This is a genomic window from Ochrobactrum sp. 19YEA23 (genome assembly GCF_029909865.1).
Classification (GTDB): domain Bacteria; phylum Pseudomonadota; class Alphaproteobacteria; order Rhizobiales; family Rhizobiaceae; genus Brucella; species Brucella gambitense.
The window spans coordinates 281,208-306,760 of sequence record NZ_JASAMQ010000001.1 but is presented as its reverse complement, the minus strand read 5'-3'; the positions used below and the strand labels follow the sequence as shown (position 1 = coordinate 306,760).

The window sequence follows — 25,553 nt, the reverse complement described above, 5'->3', positions numbered from 1 at the left end:
ACACGTCCCCCTATCGACCGCGTGCCGCCGCGCTATTCACTCATTCTCCACCGCATTTGGAGCTCCTTTCGGCAAAGCCGTCCTGATGTGCTCCAAACGCAGCGCTTACTCAGGGCTTGCGTGCCTCATCCACGACGATGCCGTGGCTCAGGTCTTCTTTCGGTCGTTCGGCAGGCATCTGCAGGCCGGTCACGATGTAATAGACGGTTTCCGCGATGTTGGTCGCATGGTCGCCGATGCGCTCGATATTCTTGGCGCAGAACAGAAGATGCGTGCAGGCGGAAATATTGCGCGGATCTTCCATCATATAGGTGAGCAGCTCGCGGAACAGCGAGGTGTACATGGCGTCGATCTCATCGTCGCGATCACGCACGATATTGATCTGCTGCACCGAGCGCGACGCATAGGCGTCGAGCACGTCCTTGAGCTGGGTCAGCGCCAGTTCGGCCAGCGTTTCAAGACCGCGATAGAGCTTGACCGGCTGGCGGGACTCCGAAACGGCGGCAACGCGCTTGGCAATGTTCTTGCCCAGATCGCCAACGCGCTCCAGATCGGCGGAGATGCGGATCGAACCGATAATCTCGCGCAGATCGACAGCCATCGGCTGACGCTTGGCGATGATCATCACGGCCTTGTCGTCGATTTCGCGTTCGCTGGCGTCCAGGATCAGGTCGTCTGAAATGACGCGCTGGGCAAGGGCGTTGTCTGCATTGACGATAGCGGCGACCGACTGTTCGACCATACGTTCCGCATGTCCGCCCATTTCGGCGATCTTGTGGGTGAGAAACTTCAGTTCCTCATCGTAGGAACGAACGGTATGCTGAGACGGCATGGTAGACCTCGTAATATAAATTGCGGGGAAGCCGCACTTCTGTTTTTGCTAGCGCAGTCCGCGGGCAAGGGAGGCTTGTCCCCCGCCCTCGTTGTTAGCCAAAGCGTCCGGTGATGTAGTCCTGCGTGCGCTTTTCGGTCGGCGCAGTGAACATCGTTTCCGTGTCGCCCACTTCGACCAGATTGCCGAGATGGAACATGGCGGTGCGCTGCGAAACACGGGCCGCCTGCTGCATGGAGTGGGTGACGATGACGATGGTGTAGTTCTGGCGCAGTTCGTCGATCAGCTCTTCCACCTTTGCCGTAGCAATCGGGTCGAGCGCCGAGCAGGGTTCGTCCATCAGAATGACTTCCGGGCTCACCGCAATCGCACGGGCAATGCACAGGCGCTGCTGCTGACCGCCGGAAAGACCCGTGCCCGCATCGTGGAGGCGATCCTTCACTTCCTCGAACAGGCTGGCCTTCTGAAGGCTCGTCACGACGATTTCTTCAAGATCGGTCTTGGAGCGGGCCAGACCGTGAATGCGCGGGCCATAAGCCACGTTCTCGTAGATCGTCTTCGGGAACGGGTTCGGCTTCTGAAACACCATACCCACACGGGCACGCAGTTCCACCACATCGATCTTCGGATCGTAGATATCCTCATTGTCGAGGGTGATCTTGCCACCGATGCGGCAACCTTCAATCGTGTCGTTCATGCGGTTGAGCGAGCGAAGGAATGTCGACTTGCCGCAGCCGGAAGGACCGATCAGCGCCGTCACCATCTTTTCCGGAACATCCAGGTTGACATCGAAAAGGGCCTGCTTCTCACCATAGAATACGCAAACCTTGTCGCCGCGCATCTTTACGGAACTGGTGTTGGCGTTCATCTTTTCTCCTACGGCTTTCTCGAGAGTACGTTCTGTCATCAAGTTCATAGCTTCGACTCCCGTTTACCAGCGGCGCTCGAACCGGCGGCGCAGAATGATTGCTGCAATGTTCATCACGGCCAGGAACAGAAGCAGGACGATGATAGCGCCGGACGTGCGTTCCACAAAGGCGCGTTCTGCTTCATTGGCCCACATATAGATCTGGACAGGCAAGGCGGTCGCCGGTTCCATCGGGGTGGACGGAACATCCGCCACGAAAGCCACCATACCGATCAGCAGAAGCGGAGCGGTTTCACCGAGTGCATGGGCGAGCCCGATGATGGTGCCCGTCAGAATGCCGGGCGCGGCGAGCGGCAGGACGTGATGGAAGACCATCTGCGTCTTGGAAGCGCCGAGGCCGAGCGCAGCGGCGCGGATCGATGGCGGCACCGCGCGCAATGCGGCGCGCGTCGCGATAATGATCGTCGGCAGTGTCATCAGCGTTAGAACCAGACCGCCGACCAGCGAAGCCGATCGTGGCAGGCCGAAGAAGTTGACGAAAACCGCCAGACCCAACAGACCGAACACGATGGACGGTACGGCTGCGAGGTTGTTGATGTTCACCTCGATCATATCGGTCCAGCGGTTCTTCTTGGCGAACTCTTCCAGATAGATCGATGCGGCGACGCCGATAGGCAGAGCCAGACCCAGCACGATCAGCATCATATAAAGAGAACCGACCAGCGCCACACCGAGACCGGATGTTTCCGGGCGGCTCGATGCGCCATAGGTGAAGAGGCCGGTATTGAAGGCTTCCTTCATGACGCCTTCTTCCGAAAGCGTCTTCATCCAGCCGACCTGACGGTCGGAAACCTTGCGGCTCGTTTCAGGCACGGTCAGGTCGATCTGCCCCTTGAAGGCGGAATCGATGTCTGCGCCTGCCAGAACCGGAACGGTCTGCGTCGTGCCGATGAGCGACGGATTGTCCATCACCATCTGGCGAAGCTGAATGCGCACGCCGTCCGAATAGAAGCGACCGAGATCGCGCATGGCCGGACGGTCCGTGGGCGACACGCCAAGCTTTTCAGCCAGAGCATTGCGCACCAGAAGCGGATAGTTCGCCGTGATCAGCACGTTCGGATCAGTCGCGCGCTTGTTGCCCGGATCGATCACCTGCGCCTCAAGCTTGACCGGCAGGTAAAGCGTCGTCTGCCAGAAGGCGGTGTAGCCCTTGGAGAAAACAGAGAACAGCAGCGCACAGAGGAAGAACACGCCAATCGAGATTGCAGCGATGCCATAGAGGCGGAAGCGGCGTTCGGCAGCATAGCGGCGCTTGAGCCCGATATCGCGGCGCACCGGCTTTGCAGAAACCGCGCCGCTTGCGTTGAAGGTCGTATCGGTCATTATTCGTACTGCTCCCGGTACTTGCGCACGATGTGCAGCGCAAAGATGTTCATGATCAGCGTCAGGACGAAAAGCGTGATGCCGAGCGCAAAGGCAACCAGCGTCTGGGGCGAGTTGAACTCAAGATCGCCGGTCAGCTGATTGACGATTTTCACCGTGATGGTGGTCATCGCGTCGAATGGATTGATATTGATACGTGCCGCAACACCTGCCGCCAGAACCACGATCATGGTTTCGCCGATAGCGCGTGAGGCTGTCATCAAAAGTGCGCCGACAATGCCCGGCAGTGCCGCTGGCAGGACAACGCGCTTGACGGTTTCGGAGCGGGTTGCGCCAAGACCGAGCGAGCCGTCGCGCAGCGTGCGCGGAACAGCGGTGATGATGTCGTCGGAGAGCGACGACACGAAAGGAATGAGCATCACGCCCATGACGAGACCGGCTGTCAAAACGCTCTGCGCCATGATGAAGCCCTGTCCGCCCGCAATCGCGGCGGAAAGGTCACGCAGGAACGGGCCGACCGTCACGAGGGCGAAGAAGCCGTAGACGATACTTGGAATACCGGCCAGAAGCTCCAGCACCGGCTTGACCACCGTGCGCACGCGCGGCGAGGCGTATTCGGCCATGTAGATGGCGGCGAACAGGCCGACCGGAACTGCGAACAGCATGGCGACCAGCGCGATATAGAGCGTACCGGCCAGAAGCGGGATCAGGCCGAACTGGCCCGTTTCGCCACCGGAACCGGCAGCGGCAAAACGCGGATCCCAGACCGTACCGAAGAAGAAGTTCCAAGGGGAAACAGCCTGAAAGAAGCTGATCGTCTGGAACAACATCGAGCAAATGATGCCAATGGTCGTCAGAATGGCGATGCCGGACGCGGCGATCAGCCCCCATAGCACGATGCGCTCGACATTGTTGCGGGCGCGCATGCGGCGGTTGATCGTGGAGAGGCCGAAAATCAAACCGGCAACGGCAATGACCAGCGCCACGGCGGCACCGATTGTGTGTGTCAGGTCCGTCGCCTTCTTCAGATAGAGGGCGATGGGCACCATGTAGTCCTGGCCCTCGGTTGCGAGAGCCACGCCCTTGTTGCCGAGAACCGTGCGCGCATCCTGATAAGTGGATGGGAAGCTTTCCAGCTCCGCCGGCGTCAGGCGCTCAAGACCGTTGGCGAGACCGCGCACCATACCGAGCTGAAGGCTGCGATTGGTATAGGAACCACCCTCGACCGCATCGGGCAGCCGTGAGGAGGCGCTGTGATCGAGATAAACGGACGCTCCGATAGCCCAGACAGCAAGAAACAGAACTGCAGGCAATGCAGAAACGAGGAAAACCCACCAGCCATGATAATGCGGGCGGGAATGCATTTTCTCGGCCGTCGAACCCTGACCAGAACCTTGGGTCGCGACAGGCTGCGCTTTGTCCAGTGCAACAGCGCGCTGACGGCCGATAAAGAAGCCGACTAACCCGATTGCAATGACGCTAACGAGAACCAGAAAGAAGGACATTCAATTTCCCCGGTTGCCCTGAAAAATGCGAAACGACAAAGACATGACCCCTATGACCAGACTGTCAGTTCCGCGCGATTGCGCCTCTCATATTAGAATGGCGCGAAAGGAGAAGAACGCGGGGAGGTTTCATCCCCGCGTTCCACAGTTTTAGTCTTACTTTGCAGCCATCGTCTTACCGTCGGTGAAGGCAGCGCGCTGCGCTTCGCGCTCTGCATCCGGAGCCGGAACCAGACCGTATTCAGCGAGCGGGCCGTCAGGACCGATCATCTGGTCGTTCAGGAAGAAATCAACATATTCCTTAAGGCCCGGAACGACGCCGAGGTGAGCCTTCTTCACGTAGAAGAACAGCGGGCGCGAAACCGGATATTCACCCGAAGCAACGGTGGCAGCCGACGGCGTGATGTCGTTGACGGTCGCAACCTTCAGCTTGTCGGCGTTGTTTTCGTAGAAGTAGAGGCCGAAAACGCCAACGCCGGTCTTGTTGGAGTCGATGCGAGCCAGCGTTTCAGCATAGTCGCCGTCGATGTCGACAGCCTTGCCGTCCTTGCGAACTGCGATACAGGCCGAAGCGGCAGCCTTGTCGTCGAGACCGGCCTTCTTGATTTCGTCCAGAGCGCCCGAGTGCTTGCAGCCGTCAGCAAGAACTTTTTCTTCGAAAACTTCACGGGTGCCGTGCTTTTCGCCCGGGATATAGGCAGCAATGTCCCAATCCGGCAGGTTCGGGTTGACCTGGTTCCACTTGGTGTTTGGATTGTCGACCAGCTTGCCGTCGACAACAACCTTGGCGGCCAGAGCCTTGTAGACGTCTTCAGGCTTCAGCTTCCAATCCGGACCCTTTGCGTCGGTCGCGAAGACGATGCCGTCATAACCGAAGCGCACTTCCTGAACGTCCTTGACGCCAGCGTCGACGCAAGACTTCAGTTCCGTGTCCTTCATGGCGCGCGATGCATTGGCGATATCGATGGTGTTTTCACCGACGCCCTTGCAGAATTCCTTGATACCTGCGCCCGAACCGCCCGATTCAACAACCGGCGTCTTGAAGTTCGGGAAGGTTTCGCCGAAGGTTTCAGCGACGATCTTTGCGTAAGGCAGCACGGTCGAGGAACCGGCAACCTGAATCTGATCGCGCGCCTGGGCAGCGGAAACCGACAGAACGGCAGCAATGGCCAGCGCCGCGGTCGAGGAAATCATCTTGTTCATGAGCAGCAGCTCCTGTTGTAAAAAGCCTATGACGATTAGCGTCAGTAGCCGTCTACGCGCTCTATATTACATTCATATGACAGTAATGTTACAGGTTTGTAGCAATGCTTCGCGCCACCAATTGTGTGGGGTTTCGCAGGCATTGGAAGAGCTGCTGGAACTGTTATGGGAATCAAAGCCGTAGGCCAGATAAACGGGCTCCCGTGGCTTCAATGCCCGCTACATCGGCATTGGCAAAGGCAAAACGCAGAAACGCCTCCTGTCCTTCGCCGAAGAAGACACCCGGCAATGTGACAATGCCCAGCGACTTCGCAAGACGCTCGGCAACCGTCACCGAAGATACGCCGTCGAAGGGATGGCGCACGAAAGCAAAATAGGCCCCCACCGCCTCGACGCGCCAGCCGTCGATACCCGCCATGACAGAACGAAGCGCTGCCGCCCGGCGTGCAATTTCCTTGCGGTTGTCATTGCGCCATGCTTCCAGCGGGGCAAGTGCACGGGCGACCGCCACCTGCGGCGCGCGTGTGGCGCAGATTTGCAGATTGTCCATAACCTTGGCGATATTGGCCACCATATCAGCACCCGCAACAATCGCCCCCAGACGATGCCCCGGAATGCAGAAGGATTTTGAGAAACTATAGAGCTGGATCAGATGCGATGGCCAGTCGGCCTCGCTAAACAGCCCATGCGGCGCATCTACAGCATTCAGCAGAAAATCGCGATAGGTTTCGTCGAGGATCAGCCATGTTCCGTTGGCACGGCAGAGCGCGTAGATCTGGCCAAGCAGTTCCGGCGGATAGACCGCGCCGGTCGGATTGTTCGGAGAAACCAGCGTCAGCGCCTTCACACCGGGATGCAGCGCCGCCCGCACATCCTCGACCGTCGGCACAAAGCCGTTTTCCGCACGGCATGGAAACGAAGCCGGCTTGATGCCGAGCATTTCCAGCGACGAGCGGTGGTTGAAATAATACGGATCGGTGGTCAGCACCGTGTCGCCGCTACCAGCCACACACATGATGGCCGCGATGAAAGCCTGATTGCAGCCGGATGTGACATGCACATTGCGCGCTTCAATCGATGCACCATAGAGCGAAGCGACATGTTCGGCATAAGCCTGACGCAGCACCGCCTCGCCTTGGATCGGTCCGTAGCCAACGCAGGCGAGCGACCCTGCCGCCTCGCCCAGAAACTGCAACATGTCTGGATGCGGCGGATAACCCGGAACCGCCTGCGAAAGATCGATCAGGGGGCCGTGGCTGCCGTCATAATCCCGCGCCCAGGCCTGCACAGCCGGAATGGGCGGTGCGGAGAGTTGATCGATCAGCGGATTGACGGCAGGCAAATTCATTGTTGGCTCCCATGGCAATTGCGCCACTCTTATCGCGAAGGGCCGGTCGGTTGAAGCCGTTTATTCGCTGGGTCGCGAAAGCACATAAGCCGCAGAACCCAGCATGAAGATCGTCACCGCAATCGCCAGCAATGGGCCCGGATGAGCGCCCCACCAGAAAAACCCGTAACCGACAGTCATGCCCAGACAGGCGTAGAGCTTTGCCTTTGGTGGTATGGCGCCACGGTCGCGCCACTTGATGATCAGCGGGCCGAAACGCGGATCGCGAAGAAGCCGCGCTTCAAGCTTGGGCGAAGACCGCGCAAAGAACCATGCCGCCAGAATGATGAAGATCGTTGTCGGCATGACCGGCAAAACGGCACCGATAATGCCAAGCGCCAGCATCACAAATCCGAGCACGAGAAACAGCACCCGCTTGCCGGCGGAGATCGCCGGAACGGAGGCATTCGTGTTCGTGTCGGAAGGATCGTCCTGCATGTTTTCCGTTGGAATCGCACCTGTTCGCCACTGGCTTATAGCAGGATTTCTTCCATAAATTGCACTGGCTGATCGGTCAAAGAAACGTCATAAGCCCCGTTTTCCGGCCTGTGGATAACCAAAAGGCGACCTGTGAAAACTGCCACTCACACGTCAAAATTGTAATTTTGCCCGGAAAAGGCCGCATTTCGACAACTTTTAGAAGGTGCTTCAAAACTTAGTCTACAAATAAAAATTGCAGGGTCAGGCGCAAGCGCAACAAAGGCCGCAAGCAGCTTTTCTTGGATTCCACGCCCGAAAACATGGACGCGTTGAACCCAGCGCCAGATTCCTAACGAATCGTAAACGCTTTTACAGCAATCGAACTGAATCCTTCCAAATATTCCTCAGTTTTGTTTCAGAATATAAGTAAACAACGCATAGTATAGGATGATTTTCCGCTACGGATATAGATTCAATTACCGCACAATGTTCTCATTCGAACCACGTCATCGCCACATTTAGATTCCACTTCGCTCAGGTCTTTCTCAGCAAAACTGTCAAAGCGCCCCGTTAACAACTAGTGGAACTGGTATGAACTTCAAGACCCGTATGGCTATGCTCGGCTTTGCAGCAACCAGCCTTCTCGCTGTCAGTGCAATCGAAGCCTCGGCACAGCAATGCGGCGGTGCCTCCTGGTACGCCCTGACCTCCCGCACGGCATCGGGTGAACGTATGAACCCCGCCGGATTGACCGCAGCGCACCGCTACCTGCCGCTTGGCAGCAAGGTCAAAGTTACCAATCAGAGAAATGGCAAGTCGCTCGTCGTGCGCATCAACGACCGCGGCCCGTTCATCAAGGGACGTGTGCTGGATCTCTCCAAGGGTGCTGCAAGCCGTCTCGGCTTCATTGGCGCCGGACACACCAAGGTCTGCTTCACGCCGATGTGATCGGGCGTAAAGACATCTTCGGATAATAAAGTGATAGCGGCCCGGATCGGGCCGCTATCACTTTATTTGCGATCCAGCCGGTCGGTGAACCACTTGGTCAGGTTGACCCAGACGTCATCCTTTTCCGCCGCATCTTCGATGCCGTGTTCGAGATTGGGATTGTCGTTGACTTCGATCACCACGACACCGTCATCCGTTTCCTTCAGATCGACACCATACAAGCCATTGCCGATGCACCGCGCAGCGCGCAGGCCGGTTTCCAGAACCGCTTGCGGGGCTTCTGCCAGCGTATAGGTGCGAAAGCCGCCCTCAAGCGGCTTACCGCCCGTATCGTGCTTCACGATCTGCCAGTGGTTTTTCGCCATCATATACTGACAGACGAAAAGCGGCTTGCCGTCGAGGACGCCCACGCGCCAGTCGAACCGGGTCGGCATATATTTCTGCGCCAGCAAAAGATCGCTATCCTGAAGCCACAGCATTGCCAGCGCCTTCAGCTCGCCCAGATTGCTCACCTTCTTCACACCGCGCGAGAACGAGGAATCCGGTATCTTGATGACCAGCGGAAAGCCAAGCATATCGGCGGCCCGCTCCAGATCCTCCTCACCCGCAATCATCACGGTCTGCGGCACCGCCACATCATTGGCCTGCATCAGCTCGTGCAAATAGACCTTGTTGGTACAACGGATCATCGAAATCGGATCATCGATGACCGGCATGTTTTCCTGCTGCGCCCGGCGCGCAAAGCGATAGGTGTGGTTGGAAATCGATGTGGTTTCGCGGATGAACAGCGCGTCGTAATTGGCAAGACGCGAGAGGTCCTTCTTGCCAATGGGTTCAACCTCGACGCCAAGCCGCGCCGCAATCTTCGCCCAGTGCTTCAGGGACGCCATGGATGATGGCGGCATCGCCTCTTTCGGATCGCAGAGCGTCGCCACCGAATAACGGGCCGGAACTTTTGGCTTGGCCGCTCGCCATTCGCGCTGAGTATAACGGTCGAGCGCATCCTCAAACCGCTCCTTTTGATGTTTCGAGAATTTCGAAATATTGGAGAAGCCGATTTTCTGGATACGCGCCCAATCGCCGGGCTTGATCGTCACTTCCAGTGACGGCGCACGAAACCAATCAAACAAAAGCCTGCCGAAACGCTCGAATTCCGGGTTCTCGGACAGACCGAAATGGACGTGGATGGTTTCAGGCGCTTTTTCCGGATGCTTGCCGAGTGCCTTGTTGAGCATGTCTTCCAGTTCGGGAATGGCATTCTCATAGAGCCGACGCTCGGAAAGATCGATCATCGTCTCTACGGACGGAATGATGCGATGGCCGCGCGCTTCCGCCAGAAGCGAGGCATAATAGCCGCGGCTCTGATAGGCATAGGTGCGCGACAGGTTGATGATGCGCGGGCGCTGCTGGCCATTGAACAGCGCCGGATGCGCAAGATAGTCACGATTGGTCATGACCTTGTGCGGTGTGGCGCCATTATCGATATCCGAGAGGCGCCCAACGAGAATGACGCAGATCGTCATCAATCTGTCCCTTTTTCGAGAATCACTGCTGCTCTGAGCCCATCGCTGCCGAAACGGGCGATGCGGTCGAAAATGTGGAATGGGACCGGCACATTGGCCGCATCGGCAATGCTTTCGCCTTGTTCCTCTTCCACCCACGGATCATGAATAAAAATATGGCGGCCATCTTCGCCATGGGCGAGAACCCAATGCGGCACCTTGTTGCCGAACATGAGATAACCGCTGATCAGAACGATCACCGATGCGCCGCGCCGCAGCGCCGTGACAATGTCAAACAAGGTGAAGCTGCGATAATCCACTGGAATGCCATAGGCTTCCGTACGCTGGCGAAAATCGGTTTGCGCAAGCTGCATGACCCGGCGTTTTTTCTCCGAACGCACCGATTGCAAAAACAGCATATCCTCGATGGAAACGATGATGGACGCCTTCAATCCATGCTCGTACCCGGCGACGGCAAGGCCGAAAGGTTCGCAGCCGCCCGGCCCAGACATCATGTAAATCGTGGTCGCGTCGCGCCACAGGCGAACTTCCAGCACCGGATCGAGTTGCACGCCGGGCTTGTGATAGGCGAGCGCCATCATCAGGCAGGCCGCTCCGCAGGTGAAGTCTGTCGTCTGCCGGTAATAGGGAAATGTCGTGATCGGGGGAATGCGCCCACGCACCGTCTTTTCAAAGCGCAGGGCGTTGGAATGATCGGCATAATAATCGAGATAGCGCCCGATTGGGCGATAACCGTTGCGTTTATAAAGCGCGATGGCCCGTGCATTGTCCTCGCGCACTTCGAGCCGCAACAGCGGGCGATCGTGCTCATAGGCCGCCGTTTCAGCAGCCTGCAGCAGAAGCGCACCAATACCCCTGGCGCTCGCATCCGGATCGACGGCGATCGAATAGAGCCGCGCCATCGCCGTACCATGCCGAAAAAGGATCATTGCATAGCCGATGATGTTGCCATCGGCTTCCGCAATGATTGTTTCAGCGGTAGGACGCGCAATCAGGGCGCGGAAGGAGCGTCGGGAAATACGGTCTGCTTCGAAGCAACGCTCCTCGATGCGCAATAACGCATCAATGTCGTCTGCCGTGGCCTTGCGCGTGGTTGCGCTTGTCATCCCGTGGCCTTTGCAAATGGACCTCAAAGGTCCTGTGGAATGTGCCAACCATTGGCATATTCGCTGGCAAAAACAAGCTCCCCGAGCATGGCAAAATTATGAGTGGCAACGGGGCGTTCTTGCAGCCCCAAAAACACAATAAATTCAATCTGTGATTGCATATTTACGCATTACCCGCGTTAACCATTAATTAAGATGTTGGGCGATGAAGCGGCAAATCGAATTGACTCCGAAGTGTTTCAGATTTTAACGTTTCGTTAATAAACGAGTATCCGGCAAGGGCCAGATCAAAGGCCCCCACCAAAGGCGTTGAGTATGTTTTGCGTAGTTCGCTCGACCAAGAAAATTATGGCAGCAGCTGCTTTCGCGGCTTCGGTGCTGATGACAGGCTTTGGCGCTGAGGCAGCCTCTGGCGACTTCATGCAGACCGGGAAGGTCACGTCCCAGCCGATCGGCCATTACGAATTCTGCAAGCGCGAAGCACAGGAATGCAATATCGCCAGCCGCGACACCAGCCCGTTGCAGCTTGGCCATGCCAACTGGCAGCGGATTGTCGAAGTCAATCTTTCGGTCAATGAGCGCATCAAGCCGATGACCGACATGGAAATCTACGGCGTCGAGGAATATTGGGCTTATCCAACCACCGTCGGCGATTGCGAAGACTATGTGCTTCTCAAGCAGCGCGAGCTGCAAAAGGCTGGCGTTCCGATCACCGACCTGCTGATCACCGTGGTGCGCAAGCCGGATGGTGAAGGCCATGCCGTCCTGACCGTTCGCACTGATCGCGGCGACTTCGTTCTCGACAATCTGACCGACGAAGTTCTGCGCTGGAACGAAACCGATTATACCTATCTGAAGCGTCAGGCCACGAACAATACCGGTCGCTGGGTCAGCATCGAAGCCCCGGACAACCTGCTGGTCGGCTCGGTTCGTCACTAAATCGTAAGCTTCCAAAAATTGAATTCAGACCCGGAACATGCTAAATAGCCCAGGTCTAAAAAGGAGAGGCCGGTGCGGTTAGCCCGGCTCCTGTGCAACAGCTTTTTGCTTGACGCATGTACGGGTCCTGACCTTCGCGGTTCTGTTCGCAACCCGTCGAGTCCCCTGACCTTCAACTCCGGAGCAATGGTGCGCCGGAGGATTAAGGGTTTGGACAATGAAACAGCAAATCTCCGTTATCACACTTGGCATCGCCGCCTTGGCCCCTTCGCGTCGTTTCTACGTCGAAGGCTTCGGCTGGACGCCGATATTCGAGAATGAAGAGATCGTCTTTTATCAGATGAACGGCTTTGTGCTCGGCACCTTTCTCAAAACGGCACTCGAAGCCGACATGAACCGGAGCGGCCTCTTGCAGCCCGGCGCATTTTCTCTTGCCCATAATGTGGAGCAAACAGCCGATGTCGAGCCGCTGATGGACCGGTTGGTAGCGGCAGGTGGGAAACTGTTACGCGCCGCCGACGCGCCTCAACATGGCGGCTTTCGCGGTTATGTCGCTGACCCCGACGACCACGCCTGGGAAATTGCCTGGAATCCGGCCTGGCAGATCGATGAGAACGGGCTCGTGACCTTCGGGCTCTAAGCCATGCGAGTTTAAAACCAGCCAGAAGCGGCAAATCTGTTTGTCGCTTCTGGCTGACAAATGCTCCGTTCATATTGGTGACCAGCGCAAGAGGCGATTCCGCATCGCCGCTCATTGCGCTATGATCTGATTCTGGCTGCTTCCACGCCTCCCCCCTCCGATCGGGAAAGCATTTTTCATGCGGGAAGTATCAATCATCGAACCAACTGTTCGAGCAAAAAAGCATGAGGAGGGATTGCGATGACCGCTCGCCACAGAAGGTCACAACGATGAAATTGTCGTCTCCCATCTATCACCTGAAGCATCGCGCAAAGCGCCTTTCACGGGATGCCCGGATTCCGCTTCATGCCGCGCTGGATCAGGTGGCTGCGCAAGAAGGCTATAAAAGCTGGAGCATGCTCGCACAGAGGTCATCGGCCTCCATGTCCGGCAAGGACCTGTATCAGTCCTTGCAAGCTGGCGATCTGGTTTTGATCGGCGCTCGTCCCGGCCATGGCAAAACCTTGCTTAGTCTGGAGATTTTGATCGAAGCGATGAAAGATGGAAAACGCGGTTTGTTTTTCTCGCTCGATTACAATGAAAAGGATGTCGCAAGCCGCTTCGACTATCTGGGGACTCGTCCCGCATTGTTCAGCGACCGTTTTGTCTTCGATAGTTCTGATGCGATCAGCGCCAGTTATGTTGCGGAAAGATTGAGCCGCGAACCGGCGGGCAGTTTTGCCGTTATCGATTATCTGCAAATCCTTGATCAGAAACGCGACAAGCCGGAGCTCATGGTGCAAATCAATGCGCTCAAAGCTTTTGCCCGCGAGCATGCGATGACGATCATTTGCATTTCCCAGGTCGACCGGTCTTTCGATGCTGAGGTCAAGCTCTGCCCCGACCTTGACGACGTCCGGCTGCCTAATCCGCTTGATCTTTCGCTGTTCAACAAAACCTGTTTTCTCAACAATGGCACCGTGAGGCTTCAGCTTAACGGCAATTGATCGCCGACCAAGGATCGTTTGCGGCGTGAGCAATCACGCCGCAGAAATCAGCCGTTCTGCACCGATCCGATAGGAAATTGCGCCAGCTAAATGAATGCGGCTGACCTGAGCCACGCCGTCGAGATCGGCCAGCGTCCGCGCAACTTTCAGGATCCGATGATAGGCGCGCGCGGAAAAGCGCATCTGCTCGCTCGCATCGCGCAACAGCTTCAATCCGGCTGCGTCCGGTCGCGCAACGTCCTCGATCAGCTTTGCCGAACAATAGGCGTTCGTCATCGATGGCTCGAAACCCAGCGCTGCATAGCGCGCAGCCTGCAAGCCCCTGGCGCGAGCGACCCGTTGAGCCACAGTTTCGCTGCGCTCCGACTGCGCAGGCTGGATGAGGTCGAGCGCCGATAAGGCGGGCATGTCCACACGCAAGTCGATACGGTCCAGAAGCGGTCCGGAAATCCGCGCCTGATAGTCCGTCTGACAGCGCGGTCCGCGGGCGCAGGTGTGGCCAGGCTCACCCGCCATCCCACACCGACATGGGTTCATGGCGGCAATCAATTGAAAACGAGCCGGATAGCTGGTGCGATGATTGACGCGGGCGATCAGGCATTCCCCGGTTTCAAGCGGTTGGCGCAGTGAATCGAGCACCTGTGGCGAGAATTCGGGAAACTCGTCGAGAAACAGCACACCATTATGCGCGAGCGACACCTCGCCCGGGCGGGCACGCAGACCACCACCCACCATCGCAGCCATGGATGCAGAATGATGCGGCGACCGGAAAGGCCGGCGGTCGGAAAGTTTTCCGCCCGCCAACTCTCCGGCAATGGACGCGATCATCGACACATCCAGCAATTCGCGCGGAGACAAGCGCGGAAGGATTGACGGCAGACGTTGTGCCAGCATCGACTTTCCGGAACCGGGAGGGCCGACGAGAAGCAGGTTATGATTGCCCGCTGCAGCAATTTCCAGCGCGCGCTTTGCCGTTTCCTGCCCCTTGATATCCGCCAGGTCCAGCAGGTGTTCGCTGGAAACCCGCATGGAAGGATCGGGCGGCGTCAAAACCTGCGTCCCGCGAAAATGATTGGCAAGCGCAATCAGGCTGCGCGGCGCGAGGATATCAATATTGGCACCCGCCCAGGCCGCTTCCGGCCCGCAAGCATGCGGACAGATAAGCCCCTTTTCTTCGCGATTGGCACCGATGGCAGCAGGCAGAACGCCCGCCACAGCCGTAATCGAACCGTCCAGTGAGAGTTCGCCCAGAACCAGATAGGATTGAATTGCATCGGCCGGGATAGCGCCGATAGCCGCCATCAGCCCGACCGCGATCGGTAGATCGTAATGCGACCCTTCCTTCGGCAAATCGGCAGGTGCAAGATTGACCGTGACACGCTTGGTGGGCATCGATAGCCCCGAGGCGTGCAAAGCCGCCTGTACGCGTTCACGACTTTCCGCCACCGCCTTGTCGGGCAGGCCGACAATCGACATCCCCATCTTGCCCGGCGCAACCATGACCTGCACGTCGACAGGCACCGCTTCTATGCCCTGAAAGGCAACCGTTCCAACCCGCGCGACCATAAGCCCCCACTCGCCACGCAGCACATCCCTAAAGTGAGAAAATGCTTAAATACAACCAGAGGATTTAAGCATTTTTCCCGAAACGGATCAAGAACGTCGTGTGGCGATTGCGGTTTGGAACTTACCAGGAAATGCGCGCGCCCAAGCGACCGGAAACGACCCGGAAGCGCTCGCCGCCCAGATTGAACTCATAGGATGCATTGGCATAAAGCGAGGTGTTGTCGGCAACCTTGGTTGTGAAGCCTGCACCCAATTCGAGGCTGGTTTCTTCCCAGGATGGATGAACCGAGTCGTTGTTGAAATAGATCGTATCGCTCGCCTTGAACTGGTGCCAGACATTGGCCAGTACGAACGGATTGAATGGCCGTTCATTGATCGTGTAATTGCCTTGCAGACGTGCGCCGATACGGCCTGTCCAGCTATCGTTATTGTCAAAGCGGATCGAAGCACCCGGATCGCTCGTATCGTCGAAATTCTGATACTGCCAGTAGATCTGCGCCTGCGGCTCCAGCACCCATTTATCGGTGATCGAGAATTTCTTGCCGGCTTCGAGAGACGCAGTCCACTCCTTGCCGTGGAAGCTGGAACTATAGTTCGCGACCGATTCCGTATCGATGCTGAGCCAGGAATGCATGATGATGGCGTCGATATAGGCCTCATCCTGCCAGGTATGGGTCCAGTATGCGCCGAGACTATAGGCATCGATATCGATATTTCCGATCTCGATATTATTGCCGTAGATGTTTCTGGCGCGCATGTCGCCCCAACCGCGGGCATAGCTTGCCATGAGGCCGACGGTGTCCAGCTGGCCGTTGTCATGTTCGGCGCGATAGACCGGCACGCCGAACTGCATGCCCCACTGGTTACCCTTGTAGCGCTGATCTGCGAATGTGCTCAGGTTCTGGCGATACTGATCACCGAACATACGCGCCCAGATGACGTTCTTGTTTGCCTCATCGCCAAACCAGGACTGTTCGCCATGGCGTTCGTGGAACGTGCCCAGAGCCACGCGCAGCAGGCCGCGCACGACAGTTGGCGTTGCACTTAAAATCGGAACTTCGGGACGGACCAGCGTAACACTGCCGCCGCCGTCACCACCATCCGATCCGCCGCCGGTTCCTCCACCAGTACCACCGCCAGTTCCGCCACCCGTGCCACCGCCAGAGCCGCCCCCAGTGCTGCCACCATCGCCCTCATCCGGGCCAGGTATCAACCATTCGGCTGGAATGCCCGGGAGACTTGTATCGATGCCTGAGAAATTGTTGCGCAGATACCAGTTATTGTCCGTGCCTGCCGTCACGCCACCCTGAACCAGCTGATATTCATAAATGCCGGCAGAGGCGCGCCGAGCGAGCGTGAACGTGCCCGCACCGGTGGTCGCTCCGTTGACCGCCTCCACAACCAGAATACCGTTCTGCTGGGTCTGCGCGCCTGTCCCGCCCACATTGGTGACCACGATGCCAGTCGAGCCGGTCGTCGTACCGCCTGAAATAACCAGCTTGTCGGACGGTGCATTGTCGCCCGCGAGAACCGTATTCAACCAGAGCTGGCCGGAATTGCCCTGATAATTACCGACAATGGTGAGGCTATCCGACGTGGAATTGGAGTCGTTGGTCAGATCGATCACGCCAGCATTCACCACCTGCGTGAGGCTTCCGCTCACTGCGGGACTGATGGTCCAGGTGCCACTGCCTGCACGCAGATAGCTGGTCGAATCGATCGAGAGCGTACCGGTCGAGGTGCCGCTGTCACCCAGCGTCAGATTGCTGTTCATCGTCAGCTCCGATGCACTCAGAAGCTGGATAAGCTCCCAGTTGATCAGACGCTGCGGATTGCTGCCTTTGGTGTTCTGCCAGACCAGCTGATCTGTGCCGAGCCCGCCATTGATCTGGATGCCTTTCAGCTGCGTATCGGTCAGCCCCTGAAAAACGGCCACGTCATTTTCCGTGCCCATATCGATGCCGCCGATCAGACCGCCGGTCCACAGCATGTAGTCGGTGCCCGCGCCCGCCATCAGCGAGCCGGTGACTTCGCCACCGGACAGCAAGAAGACGTCGTTGCCGTCGTCCTGATTGACCGTTGCGCTGACGCGACCGCCGCGCATGTCGAAAATATCGTCGCCGGAGCCTTGCGAAACATTGCCGTTTATCTGGCCGGGATCGTAGTTGATGATCGTGTCATTGCCGGAGCCAAGCGCGATCGTGCTCTGGATCGTGCCGTAATTTTGTACATAGGTCTGGCTGGCGCCGTTGACGAAAATGCCGTTGTTGAGCGAAGCGCCGGTGGTATTGGTAATGGTGGTCCGGCCATCGCCATTGATGGTGATGCCGTTGTTCAGCGTGCCGTCATTGGTAATGATATTGGTGCTGTTGCCGGTGAAGCTGAAAGCCGAATTGATGTGCGAATTGACGTAATTATGGACCGTATAGGTGCCGTTGCCGCTGATCGTCAGGCCGCCATTGATCGTGGCGCGATTGTCGAAAACGAGGCTGGTCGCGTCGGTTATGACGGCGCTCTGCATATTGCCCGAATTGTCGACGGTCAGCGCCCCCATGCTGCTGGCAGTGAAAGGGCCGTTCAGATTTGTGTTCTGCTGGATCACGACATCGAGGCTGCCAAGTCCGCTGGTGCTGAACCCGTTCGGATTGCCGTTGCAGATGACAGTACCACCGGAAACCGGAGATGCGGGCGTACAATCGGCCAGCGCGGTCTCTGTATAGGGAAAGAGGAAAAGAACCCCGATAACGGGTATGGGCATTTTAAACTGAGGTGCGGTCAAACGCAGTAACGGAAAGGTGCGACTTTTTCTGTTCCCAGTCGAACGACGCATAGAAATCCCCTCGAATACTATTCGTAAATCACTGAATAGATTGAATTCAGCACTAAAGCGCGACATTGGCAATAATATAAATTAGTCGAATCTAATTTTATCAAAAGGTGTTGCGAAAAGCCTCGAATGAGAAAAGCGGGGCGCTTCGAACTTTGTTTTTACAAGTTTTCTCAATGGTCTAGCTGCAACAAGCAATAGGCTGGCTAAAAAAAGAAACGGGCCTCGATTTCTCGAAGCCCGCGGCTTATTACTCATAGTTGTATAATAAAACGATCTCGCCTGAACAGAACGAGAGAGCGTTGTCGATTATCGCTTTGCTTCCACCGCATCCCAGAACAGCGCAGCGATATTGGTTCCGTCGAAACGCTCAATCTCGCGGATTCCGGTCGGCGAGGTAACATTGATCTCGGTCATATAGTCGCCAATGACGTCGATGCCGACGAGAATGAAGCCACGCTCTCGCAAGGACGGTCCGATGCGTTCGCAGATTTCGCGTTCGCGCGGCGTCAGCTTGCTCTGTTCGGCCTTGCCGCCAGCGTGCATGTTGGAGCGGGCGTCGGTTTCAGACGGCACGCGGTTGATCGCGCCCACCGGCTCGCCATCAATCAGGATGATGCGCTTGTCGCCTGCACGCACATCTTTCAGATAACGCTGGGCAATGAACGGCTCCCGGAAGAGCTGTCCGAACATTTCGAGCAGCGACGAGAGATTGCGATCGCCATCGGCCAGATGGAACACGCCCGCACCGCCATTGCCGTAAAGCGGCTTGAGGATGATGTCGCCGAACTCCCGGCGGAAATCCATGACTTCCTGCGGGTCCTTGGTGATGAGCGTTTCCGGCATCAGGTCAGGAAACTCGGTGACAAAAATCTTTTCGGGGCTGTTGCGCACCCAGGCCGGATCGTTGACGACCAGCGTCTTTGGATGAATGCGCTCGAGAAGATGCGTGGTGGTGATGTAGTTCATGTCGAATGGCGGGTCCTGGCGCAGCAGCACCACGTCCATTTCCGACATGTCGCGGCGGATAGGCTCGCCCAGTGTGAAATGGTCGCCCACGACGTCGCGCACGTCCAGCTTTTCGAGACGGGCCGAAACGACGCCGTCGCGCATCGACAGGCGGTCAGGCGTGTAGTGATACAGCTCGTGGCCGCGCTTCTGCGCCTCCAGCGAAAGCGCAAATGTCGTGTCGCCCTTGATGTTGATCGTGCTGATATGGTCCATCTGGACCGCGACTTTGAGAGCCATGATTTCCTCGCGATTCGAAGTTGCGGGAAATCTAAAACGGAATGCACCGGCGATATAGTGCCTTTCTGCCGTCGAAACGGTGCCAATTCAGGCTTTCTGGCGTAAGCGAAACACAAAAAAGTGTTTGCGATAGGGCCTCACTTCCAAAGTACGCGCCCCACCCCATATGATGGATCACAAATAGATCCCCCTAGATTCAAGGGAACCTCATGAAAAAGATCGGCTTTCTCTCGTTCGGCCATTGGTCGCCTTCACCGCAGTCGCAAACCCGTTCGGCTGCCGATACGCTGTTGCAATCCATCGATCTGGCAGTCGCCGCTGAAGAACTGGGAGCCGATGGCGCCTATTTCCGCGTGCACCATTTTGCGCGCCAGCTCGCCTCGCCCTTCCCGCTTCTGGCCGCAGTTGGCGCCAAGACCAGCAAGATCGAGATCGGCACCGCTGTTATCGACATGCGTTATGAAAACCCGCTTTATATGGCGGAAGACGCAGGCGCTGCCGACCTGATATCGGGCGGACGCCTGCAGCTGGGCATCAGTCGCGGGTCACCGGAACAGGTGATCGACGGCTGGCGTTACTTCGGCTACGCACCGGAAGAAGGCCAGACTGATGCGGATATGGGGCGCAAACATGCGGAAGTGTTTCTGCGCACCTTGAAGGGTGAAGGCTTTGCCCAGCCCAATCCGCGCCCGATGTTCCCCAACCCGCCCGGCCTGCTGCGTCTGGAACCGCATTCCGAAGGATTGCTCGACCGCATCTGGTGGGGCGCGTCGTCCAACGCTACGGCTGTCTGGGCGGCCAAGCTCGGCATGAACCTGCAAAGCTCCACGCTGAAAGACGATGAGACCGGCGAGCCGTTCCATATCCAGCAGGCGAAGCAGATACGCGCCTATCGCGAAGCCTGGAAGGAAGCGGGCCACAGCCGTACACCGCGCGTTTCGGTGAGCCGCAGCGTTTTCGCGCTCGTCGACGATCGCGATCGCGCCTATTTCGGTGCTGGCGGCAAGGAACAGGACAGCATCGGCTATATTGATGAAAACACGCGGGCGATCTTCGGTCGGTCTTATGCGGCGGAACCTGAAGACCTCATCAAGGAACTGGCACAGGACGAGGCAATTGCAGAGGCGGATACGCTGCTTCTGACTGTTCCCAACCAGCTCGGCGTCGACTACAACGCCCATGTTATCGAAGCGATTTTGAAACATGTCGCTCCGGCGCTTGGCTGGCGCTAAGCCCTTTCTGATCAGCAGCGGCTTTGCCCCGGAGCGTGGGCGAAGCCGCTTCTTCATGTTTGCCCTATTGGTGCCACGTGAGAGGTTTCCAATTGGCGGGAAACTGGTCTAAGCAGAAAGCTTGCAAGACGCTTTTCGGGAGGAAAAGGTGACGTCCGTCAAAACCGCCATATTCGCCGACCATATCGCCGAGCTGGGCGAAGGTCCGGGTTACGATCCACTGACTGGCCACGTCTGGTGGTTCGACATTCTTGGGCAGAAGCTGATCGAGCGAAACTGGGAGAGCGGCGCGATAGAGGTCCATGACCTCGGCATGAAAACCAGCGCCCTTGCCGTCATCGACCGTGAGCGCCAGCTTCTGGTCAGTGAACACGGGCTGTTCATCCGCGAACGCGCCAATGGCCGCCTGACGATGCATCATCCGCTGGAAGCGGATAATCCGGTGACACGCTCCAATGATGCGCGCGTCCACCCATCCGGGTCATTCTGGATCGGCACCATGGGCCGCAAAGCCGAAAAGGATGCCGGTTCCATCTGGTGGTATCGGGAAGGTCAGGTGAAGAAGCTTTTCTCCGGCATCACGATCACCAATTCGATCTGCTTTTCCCCCGATGGAAAGATCGCCTATTTCGCCGATACCGACCGCAACATTATCTGGCGCGTCGATACCGATCCAGAAAATGGTCTGCCCGTTTCGGAAAAGAGCGTCTTTCACCATCGTGTCGAGGAAGGCGGCGTTGACGGGTCTGTCGTGGATGCAGATGGCGCCCTCTGGAACGCCTGCTGGGGCGGAAGAGCGCTGCACGCCTATTCACCGCAAGGCCGCCTTATCCGCTCCATCGAGCTGCCGGTGACCCAGCCTTCCTGCCCGGCCTTTGTGGGTCCGGATGCGGCGGTGATGATCGTGACCAGCGCCCATGAAGGCATGAACGACGAAGCGCGCAACGCCGACCCCCATGCCGGAAAAGTGCTGTTGCTCGACCTTACATTGGCAGGGCGACACGACCCGCCAGTGCTGCTCTAAAGACAAAGGCCCCTTCCGGGGCCTTTTTACATTCCAGCAGAAAGCGCTCTTTTTGCACGCACATCTTGTCCGAAAACCGCATCGCACTTTTCGGAATGTGCTTTAGCCTTCAAAAGCCTCGACGATGAGGACTTCCCCATCCGCGACTGTCCGGCGGATGGCTGCTGCGGCCTGATATTCCGGCGAATTGAAGCAATCGAGCGCGTGCTGCATGGTCTCGAACTCGATGACGACATTGCGCGCACGGCCCTGTCCCTCGACGGCTTCCGCCTTGCCGCCACGCGCCAGAAACTTGGCGCCATAGCGCTCGAATGCAACCTTGGAGCCTGCCACATAATCCTTGTAGCGTTCCGGGTCGCGAACATCCACGCGAGCGATCCAATAGGCTTTTGTCATGCTATCCTCCTCCAACATTATTCACGCAACCGAGCGCATTTCCTCCAGAATGGCAAGCGCTGACGCTTTACGATCCGTCGCTCCGACAATCGGTCGCGCCACAACGAGATGGCTCGCGCCTGCCCGAAGCGCATCCGCAGGCGTCATGACACGCTTCTGGTCGCCCTTCTCAGCGCCTGCGGGACGGATGCCCGGCGTCACCACGGCCATATCCGGCCCGATTGCATGACGAATGGCGGCGGCTTCAGCTGCGGAAGCGACGATACCACCCATACCGGCCTCGCGCGCCTGACGCGCCCGCTTCAGCACCAGCGTTTCAGCATTGTCGGAATAGCCAGCTTCCCGCAGGTCAGCATCGTCCATCGAGGTCAGCACCGTCACGCCAAGCAGGCAGAGATCGGACCCCTTGGCCGCTTCGACGGCAGCGCGCATGGCTTTCGGATAGGCATGCAGCGTGAGCATCGAGACGCCCATTTTCGCAACATTCTCCACGCCCCTGGCGATAGTGTTGTCGATGTCGAGCAGCTTCATGTCGAGGAAGACTTTTTTCTTCGCCGCAATCAGGCTCTTTGCAAAATCGAGACCGCCCGCAAAAACCAGCTGATAGCCGATTTTGTAAAAGGAAACGGCGTCGCCAAGTTCCTCAACGGCTTTTTCCGCTTCGGCGATAGTTGGCACGTCGAGGCCCACGATCAGCTGATCGCGCAATTCTGTCGTCGTCATGAAATTCTCCGCTGTGATTTTTGTTCTAATCGCACAACAAGGCGCGGTACGAAAGATACCGCGCCTTCAAATCTGGAAATTGAGCGATGAAATCAGCAGATGCCGGTCAGCCGACCTGATTGATCACGCTGTGGCAGACGGCCGTGAGCATTTTGGCGCTGCGCTCATCCTTGAGGGTACCGTCCTCGTTGAATGCCACCGAGGCGCGACCGACTGAACATTGTTCGGTCACGACCTGCGTCCCCACCGCCATGAGTACCGCGCGCAGGTGATAAAGCCCGCGCATACCGGCAAACATGCCGTCCGACGTCGAACACAAACCGACCGTCAGGCCGCTATAGGGCCGAAGCGGCTGGTCACCATCCATGGAAATACGGCTGACCCAATCGAGCGTGTTCTTGAGCAGCGGTGGGATCGACGCATTATATTCCGGCGAGCAGATCAGAAGCGCATCGTGTTCGGCAAAGAGCCGACCGAGCTTCATGGCGTTTTCAGGAACGCCGTGTTCCTTTTCCAAATTCTGGTCCATCAGTGGCAGCGGATAGTCGGCAAGCGTAATGCGTGTGACTTCCGCGCCCTGCGCACGCAATTCCTTTTCGGCGGCATCCGCCATATGCCCCGAGAAAGCGCCGATACGGATCGAACCAGCGAAGACAAGAATGCGTGCGGTCATGGACTACTCCTATGAAGTCAGTGTCTGAATGAAAAAGCGGCATGCCGTGGCGAAAATGGTGATTTCGAGAACCGGAGCGCAGCGTACTTTTGGGTACGTGAGCACCGGAAGCACAGAAATTGCCATTTGCAGACCGGCATGGTGACTTTTGGATCAGACACTCAGCCAAGCGGCTTGCGGTAAACCCACAGCTGCGCAGGCGGAACATTGCGCATGACGAAATCATAGTGCTGAACCGTGTAGTTTCCGCGACCGGCGGGAACCGGCGGCAGAGGACCATAGGTGATCTGCATGAACGGGCGACCGCGCGGAATACGCGTCAGCATGTCCTCAATGAGCTGGACGCGGCGCGCCATCGGGAAGTTGAGCAGCGGCACGGCAGAAACAATACTGTCGAATTGTTGGTCCTTCTTCTCGCCAAGCGTGGTGTCGAGATCGAAGGCATCGCCCTGGATGATGTTCACCTCGGGAAATGTCTTGTTCAGATGCTCGACGAAATCCTGCGAATATTCGATGGAGTATAGATCGGACGGCTTCACGCCATGCTTGAGGATCGCCTTGGTGATGACGCCGGTGCCCGGTCCCAGTTCCAGAACCGGCAGACCCGAATGAATGTCGATCACGCTGGCCATGCGTCGCGCGGTAATGGAGCTGGTCGGCAGAATGGCGCCTACCGCTTTCGGACCGTCAATCCACCCTTTGAAAAAACGGATTTCCTCGTCGAATTTTGCGGCGAGTTTCCTGCCGAGTTGACCTGCCATTCCGCATGCTCCCATTGTCGTTATTGGACAAGTTTATGCCGCTTTCAATTCCCTAAGCAAGGCAGGAATAAGGAAAATACGAAAAAAGGGAGCCGCATGGCTCCCCTTTCTTAATCCCCTATTCCCTCGAAGAATTCCTTCATCCGCGAGAAGAACCCGGCTGATTTCGGGCTGTTCTCCTGCGAGGAGAGTTTTTCGAATTCCTCCAGCAATTCGCGCTGGCGTTTAGACAGGTTTTGCGGCGTTTCAATATCGATCTGGATATAGAGATCGCCCACTGCCTGCTGTCGCAGAACCGGCATGCCCTTGCCCTTGAGGCGGAACTGCTTGGCGTTCTGCGTGCCGTCCGGAACCTTGACGCGGGTCTGGGTGCCGTCCAGTGTCGAGACTTCGAACTGGCCGCCCAGCGCTGCTGTGGTCATCGAGATCGGCACCTTGCAATAAAGGTCGGAACCGTCGCGCTGGAAGAATTCATGCGGCTTGACCGAAAGGAAGATGTACAGATCGCCCGACGGTCCGCCGCGCATTCCGGCTTCGCCTTCGCCTGCAAGGCGAATACGGGTGCCATCCTCGATACCGGCCGGGATATTGACCGACAGCGAACGCTCCTGCGTCACACGGCCCTGACCATGGCACTTGCCGCAAGGGTCCTTGATGACCTGTCCGCGACCATTACACGTCGGGCAGGTGCGCTCCACCGAGAAGAAGCCCTGCGCCGCGCGAACCCGTCCCGAACCCGAACACATGGTACAGGTAGTGGGCTGCGAACCGGCCTTGGCTCCAGAACCAGAGCATTCGTCACAGGTGATGGAGGTCGGCACGCGAATCTGCGCGGTCTTGCCGGCAAATGCTTCTTCGAGCGTCACTTCCATATTATAGCGCAGATCGGCGCCGCGTTCGCGACCATTGCTGGAACGGCGGCGACCGCCACCCATCATCTCGCCAAAAATATCTTCGAAAATATCGGCAAAACCGCCTGCGCCACCAAAGCCATTGCCAAAACCGGCGCCTGCGCCGCCATTTTCAAAGGCAGCATGGCCGAAACGGTCATAGGCAGCCCGCTTCTGCGGGTCCTTCAGCGTTTCGTAAGCCTCGCCGATTTCCTTGAACTTGCGTTCAGCTTCCGGATTATCCGGATTGCGATCAGGATGGTACTGCATGGCAAGCTTGCGAAAAGCCGCTTTCAGCGTCTTGTCATCGCAGGACTTTTCTACGCCCAATGCTTCGTAATAATCGATCTTCATACGTCCGTTACCCCGGCGGCTGGACCGGACTCCCAACCGGAGCCTTCGTTATTATTCGTCATATGCCGAATACAGAAACTGGCAAAAGCCCGGCATGGAGCCGGGCTTTCACTGTCAGC

Annotated in this window: 24 protein-coding genes; 6 read left to right on the top strand and 18 right to left on the bottom strand. The window is 57.5% G+C overall.

Annotated elements, in window-relative coordinates; translation table 11 throughout:
* Nucleotides 1-109: 109 nt before the first annotated feature.
* From phoU to QBD01_RS01365, 7 genes are all read right to left on the bottom strand, one after another.
* Nucleotides 110-832, bottom strand: a complete 723-nt coding sequence (gene phoU, locus QBD01_RS01395) for a phosphate signaling complex protein PhoU (RefSeq protein ID WP_182519020.1) — start codon at nt 830-832, stop codon at nt 110-112.
* 94 nt (nt 833-926) lie between these two features.
* Nucleotides 927-1,748 (bottom strand): phosphate ABC transporter ATP-binding protein PstB, encoded by an 822-nt coding sequence (pstB, locus tag QBD01_RS01390; protein ID WP_280991319.1) that lies wholly within the window; start codon nt 1,746-1,748, stop codon nt 927-929.
* Between the two features lie 15 nt (nt 1,749-1,763).
* A complete protein-coding gene (gene pstA / locus QBD01_RS01385; RefSeq protein ID WP_182519018.1) occupies nt 1,764-3,083 on the bottom strand; it encodes a phosphate ABC transporter permease PstA in 1,320 nt (439 codons plus the stop codon).
* Nucleotides 3,083-4,588, bottom strand: a complete 1,506-nt coding sequence (pstC, locus tag QBD01_RS01380; protein ID WP_280991318.1) for a phosphate ABC transporter permease subunit PstC — start codon at nt 4,586-4,588, stop codon at nt 3,083-3,085. The genes pstA and pstC overlap by 1 nt, the downstream gene beginning before the upstream one ends.
* Before the next feature lie 156 nt (nt 4,589-4,744).
* Nucleotides 4,745-5,791: a PstS family phosphate ABC transporter substrate-binding protein gene (locus tag QBD01_RS01375; RefSeq protein WP_078337697.1), complete on the bottom strand. Its 1,047-nt coding sequence runs from the start codon at nt 5,789-5,791 to the stop codon at nt 4,745-4,747.
* Nucleotides 5,792-5,963: 172 nt separating this feature from the next.
* Nucleotides 5,964-7,133, bottom strand: a complete 1,170-nt coding sequence (locus QBD01_RS01370) for an aminotransferase (RefSeq protein ID WP_280992080.1) — start codon at nt 7,131-7,133, stop codon at nt 5,964-5,966.
* A 66-nt stretch (nt 7,134-7,199) separates the two neighbouring features.
* Nucleotides 7,200-7,616 carry a YbaN family protein gene (locus QBD01_RS01365; RefSeq protein ID WP_280991317.1) on the bottom strand — a complete coding sequence of 139 codons (417 nt, stop codon included), beginning with the start codon at nt 7,614-7,616 and terminating at the stop codon, nt 7,200-7,202.
* A gap of 573 nt (nt 7,617-8,189) precedes the next feature.
* Here QBD01_RS01365 and QBD01_RS01360 point away from each other — a divergent pair.
* Nucleotides 8,190-8,546 carry a septal ring lytic transglycosylase RlpA family protein gene (locus QBD01_RS01360; protein WP_280991316.1) on the top strand — a complete coding sequence of 119 codons (357 nt, stop codon included), beginning with the start codon at nt 8,190-8,192 and terminating at the stop codon, nt 8,544-8,546.
* Between the two features lie 62 nt (nt 8,547-8,608).
* Here QBD01_RS01360 and QBD01_RS01355 read toward each other — a convergent pair whose 3' ends face one another.
* The 3 genes from QBD01_RS01355 to QBD01_RS01345 are packed head-to-tail and all read right to left on the bottom strand — an operon-like array spanning nt 8,609 to nt 11,336.
* On the bottom strand, nt 8,609-10,069 hold the full coding sequence (locus tag QBD01_RS01355; protein ID WP_280991315.1) for a RimK family protein: 1,461 nt from the start codon (nt 10,067-10,069) through the stop codon (nt 8,609-8,611).
* Nucleotides 10,069-11,175: a GNAT family N-acetyltransferase/peptidase C39 family protein gene (locus tag QBD01_RS01350; RefSeq protein ID WP_280991314.1), complete on the bottom strand. Its 1,107-nt coding sequence runs from the start codon at nt 11,173-11,175 to the stop codon at nt 10,069-10,071. Before QBD01_RS01350 ends, QBD01_RS01355 begins: the two co-directional genes overlap by 1 nt.
* Before the next feature lie 23 nt (nt 11,176-11,198).
* Entirely contained in the window at nt 11,199-11,336 is a 138-nt protein-coding gene (locus tag QBD01_RS01345; protein WP_280991313.1) for a hypothetical protein, read from the bottom strand.
* Between the two features lie 154 nt (nt 11,337-11,490).
* Here QBD01_RS01345 and QBD01_RS01340 point away from each other — a divergent pair, with 154 nt between their 5' ends.
* From QBD01_RS01340 to QBD01_RS01330, 3 genes are all read left to right on the top strand, one after another.
* Nucleotides 11,491-12,114, top strand: coding sequence for a transglutaminase-like cysteine peptidase (locus QBD01_RS01340; RefSeq protein WP_078337692.1), 624 nt, complete (start codon nt 11,491-11,493; stop codon nt 12,112-12,114).
* A 217-nt stretch (nt 12,115-12,331) separates the two neighbouring features.
* Complete coding sequence (locus tag QBD01_RS01335; protein WP_280991312.1) at nt 12,332-12,754, top strand: VOC family protein; 423 nt, start codon at nt 12,332-12,334, stop codon at nt 12,752-12,754.
* Nucleotides 12,755-13,023: 269 nt separating this feature from the next.
* Nucleotides 13,024-13,740: a DNA helicase gene (locus tag QBD01_RS01330; RefSeq protein WP_280991311.1), complete on the top strand. Its 717-nt coding sequence runs from the start codon at nt 13,024-13,026 to the stop codon at nt 13,738-13,740.
* A gap of 33 nt (nt 13,741-13,773) precedes the next feature.
* Here the strand turns inward: QBD01_RS01330 and QBD01_RS01325 are convergent, their stop codons facing one another.
* From QBD01_RS01325 to gshB, 3 genes are all read right to left on the bottom strand, one after another.
* On the bottom strand, nt 13,774-15,306 hold the full coding sequence (locus QBD01_RS01325; RefSeq protein WP_280991310.1) for a YifB family Mg chelatase-like AAA ATPase: 1,533 nt from the start codon (nt 15,304-15,306) through the stop codon (nt 13,774-13,776).
* A 121-nt stretch (nt 15,307-15,427) separates the two neighbouring features.
* Complete coding sequence (locus QBD01_RS01320; RefSeq protein WP_280991309.1) at nt 15,428-18,064, bottom strand: autotransporter outer membrane beta-barrel domain-containing protein; 2,637 nt, start codon at nt 18,062-18,064, stop codon at nt 15,428-15,430.
* Nucleotides 18,065-18,442: 378 nt separating this feature from the next.
* On the bottom strand, nt 18,443-19,381 hold the full coding sequence (gene gshB, locus QBD01_RS01315; RefSeq protein WP_182519008.1) for a glutathione synthase: 939 nt from the start codon (nt 19,379-19,381) through the stop codon (nt 18,443-18,445).
* Between the two features lie 209 nt (nt 19,382-19,590).
* On the opposite strand from gshB, the gene QBD01_RS01310 reads away from it, so the two are divergent.
* Nucleotides 19,591-20,613, top strand: a complete 1,023-nt coding sequence (locus QBD01_RS01310) for an LLM class flavin-dependent oxidoreductase (RefSeq protein WP_078337688.1) — start codon at nt 19,591-19,593, stop codon at nt 20,611-20,613.
* Between the two features lie 148 nt (nt 20,614-20,761).
* A complete protein-coding gene (locus QBD01_RS01305) occupies nt 20,762-21,637 on the top strand; it encodes an SMP-30/gluconolactonase/LRE family protein (protein ID WP_280991308.1) in 876 nt (291 codons plus the stop codon).
* 102 nt (nt 21,638-21,739) lie between these two features.
* Here the strand turns inward: QBD01_RS01305 and QBD01_RS01300 are convergent, their stop codons facing one another.
* From QBD01_RS01300 to dnaJ, 5 genes are all read right to left on the bottom strand, one after another.
* Complete coding sequence (locus tag QBD01_RS01300) at nt 21,740-22,033, bottom strand: DUF1330 domain-containing protein (protein ID WP_078337686.1); 294 nt, start codon at nt 22,031-22,033, stop codon at nt 21,740-21,742.
* Nucleotides 22,034-22,054: 21 nt separating this feature from the next.
* Nucleotides 22,055-22,756, bottom strand: a complete 702-nt coding sequence (gene pyrF, locus QBD01_RS01295) for an orotidine-5'-phosphate decarboxylase (protein ID WP_280991307.1) — start codon at nt 22,754-22,756, stop codon at nt 22,055-22,057.
* A 106-nt stretch (nt 22,757-22,862) separates the two neighbouring features.
* On the bottom strand, nt 22,863-23,429 hold the full coding sequence (locus QBD01_RS01290; protein WP_280991306.1) for an NAD(P)H-dependent oxidoreductase: 567 nt from the start codon (nt 23,427-23,429) through the stop codon (nt 22,863-22,865).
* A 161-nt stretch (nt 23,430-23,590) separates the two neighbouring features.
* Nucleotides 23,591-24,190: a phospholipid N-methyltransferase PmtA gene (gene pmtA, locus QBD01_RS01285; protein WP_182519004.1), complete on the bottom strand. Its 600-nt coding sequence runs from the start codon at nt 24,188-24,190 to the stop codon at nt 23,591-23,593.
* A gap of 110 nt (nt 24,191-24,300) precedes the next feature.
* Complete coding sequence (gene dnaJ, locus QBD01_RS01280; RefSeq protein ID WP_182519003.1) at nt 24,301-25,434, bottom strand: molecular chaperone DnaJ; 1,134 nt, start codon at nt 25,432-25,434, stop codon at nt 24,301-24,303.
* Nucleotides 25,435-25,553 lie beyond the last annotated feature (119 nt).

Coding starts and splice junctions, on each gene's coding strand:
- phoU (WP_182519020.1), bottom strand. CDS start 832: ATGCCGTCTCAGCATACCGTTCGTTCCTACGATGAGGAACTGAAGTTT.
- pstB (WP_280991319.1), bottom strand. CDS start 1,748: ATGAACTTGATGACAGAACGTACTCTCGAGAAAGCCGTAGGAGAAAAG.
- pstA (WP_182519018.1), bottom strand. CDS start 3,083: ATGACCGATACGACCTTCAACGCAAGCGGCGCGGTTTCTGCAAAGCCG.
- pstC (WP_280991318.1), bottom strand. CDS start 4,588: ATGTCCTTCTTTCTGGTTCTCGTTAGCGTCATTGCAATCGGGTTAGTC.
- QBD01_RS01375 (WP_078337697.1), bottom strand. CDS start 5,791: ATGAACAAGATGATTTCCTCGACCGCGGCGCTGGCCATTGCTGCCGTT.
- QBD01_RS01365 (WP_280991317.1), bottom strand. CDS start 7,616: ATGCAGGACGATCCTTCCGACACGAACACGAATGCCTCCGTTCCGGCG.
- QBD01_RS01360 (WP_280991316.1), top strand. CDS start 8,190: ATGAACTTCAAGACCCGTATGGCTATGCTCGGCTTTGCAGCAACCAGC.
- QBD01_RS01355 (WP_280991315.1), bottom strand. CDS start 10,069: ATGACGATCTGCGTCATTCTCGTTGGGCGCCTCTCGGATATCGATAAT.
- QBD01_RS01350 (WP_280991314.1), bottom strand. CDS start 11,175: ATGACAAGCGCAACCACGCGCAAGGCCACGGCAGACGACATTGATGCG.
- QBD01_RS01345 (WP_280991313.1), bottom strand. CDS start 11,336: ATGCAATCACAGATTGAATTTATTGTGTTTTTGGGGCTGCAAGAACGC.
- QBD01_RS01340 (WP_078337692.1), top strand. CDS start 11,491: ATGTTTTGCGTAGTTCGCTCGACCAAGAAAATTATGGCAGCAGCTGCT.
- QBD01_RS01335 (WP_280991312.1), top strand. CDS start 12,332: ATGAAACAGCAAATCTCCGTTATCACACTTGGCATCGCCGCCTTGGCC.
- QBD01_RS01330 (WP_280991311.1), top strand. CDS start 13,024: ATGAAATTGTCGTCTCCCATCTATCACCTGAAGCATCGCGCAAAGCGC.
- QBD01_RS01325 (WP_280991310.1), bottom strand. CDS start 15,306: ATGGTCGCGCGGGTTGGAACGGTTGCCTTTCAGGGCATAGAAGCGGTG.
- QBD01_RS01320 (WP_280991309.1), bottom strand. CDS start 18,064: ATGCCCATACCCGTTATCGGGGTTCTTTTCCTCTTTCCCTATACAGAG.
- gshB (WP_182519008.1), bottom strand. CDS start 19,381: ATGGCTCTCAAAGTCGCGGTCCAGATGGACCATATCAGCACGATCAAC.
- QBD01_RS01310 (WP_078337688.1), top strand. CDS start 19,591: ATGAAAAAGATCGGCTTTCTCTCGTTCGGCCATTGGTCGCCTTCACCG.
- QBD01_RS01300 (WP_078337686.1), bottom strand. CDS start 22,033: ATGACAAAAGCCTATTGGATCGCTCGCGTGGATGTTCGCGACCCGGAA.
- pyrF (WP_280991307.1), bottom strand. CDS start 22,756: ATGACGACGACAGAATTGCGCGATCAGCTGATCGTGGGCCTCGACGTG.
- QBD01_RS01290 (WP_280991306.1), bottom strand. CDS start 23,429: ATGACCGCACGCATTCTTGTCTTCGCTGGTTCGATCCGTATCGGCGCT.
- pmtA (WP_182519004.1), bottom strand. CDS start 24,190: ATGGCAGGTCAACTCGGCAGGAAACTCGCCGCAAAATTCGACGAGGAA.
- dnaJ (WP_182519003.1), bottom strand. CDS start 25,434: ATGAAGATCGATTATTACGAAGCATTGGGCGTAGAAAAGTCCTGCGAT.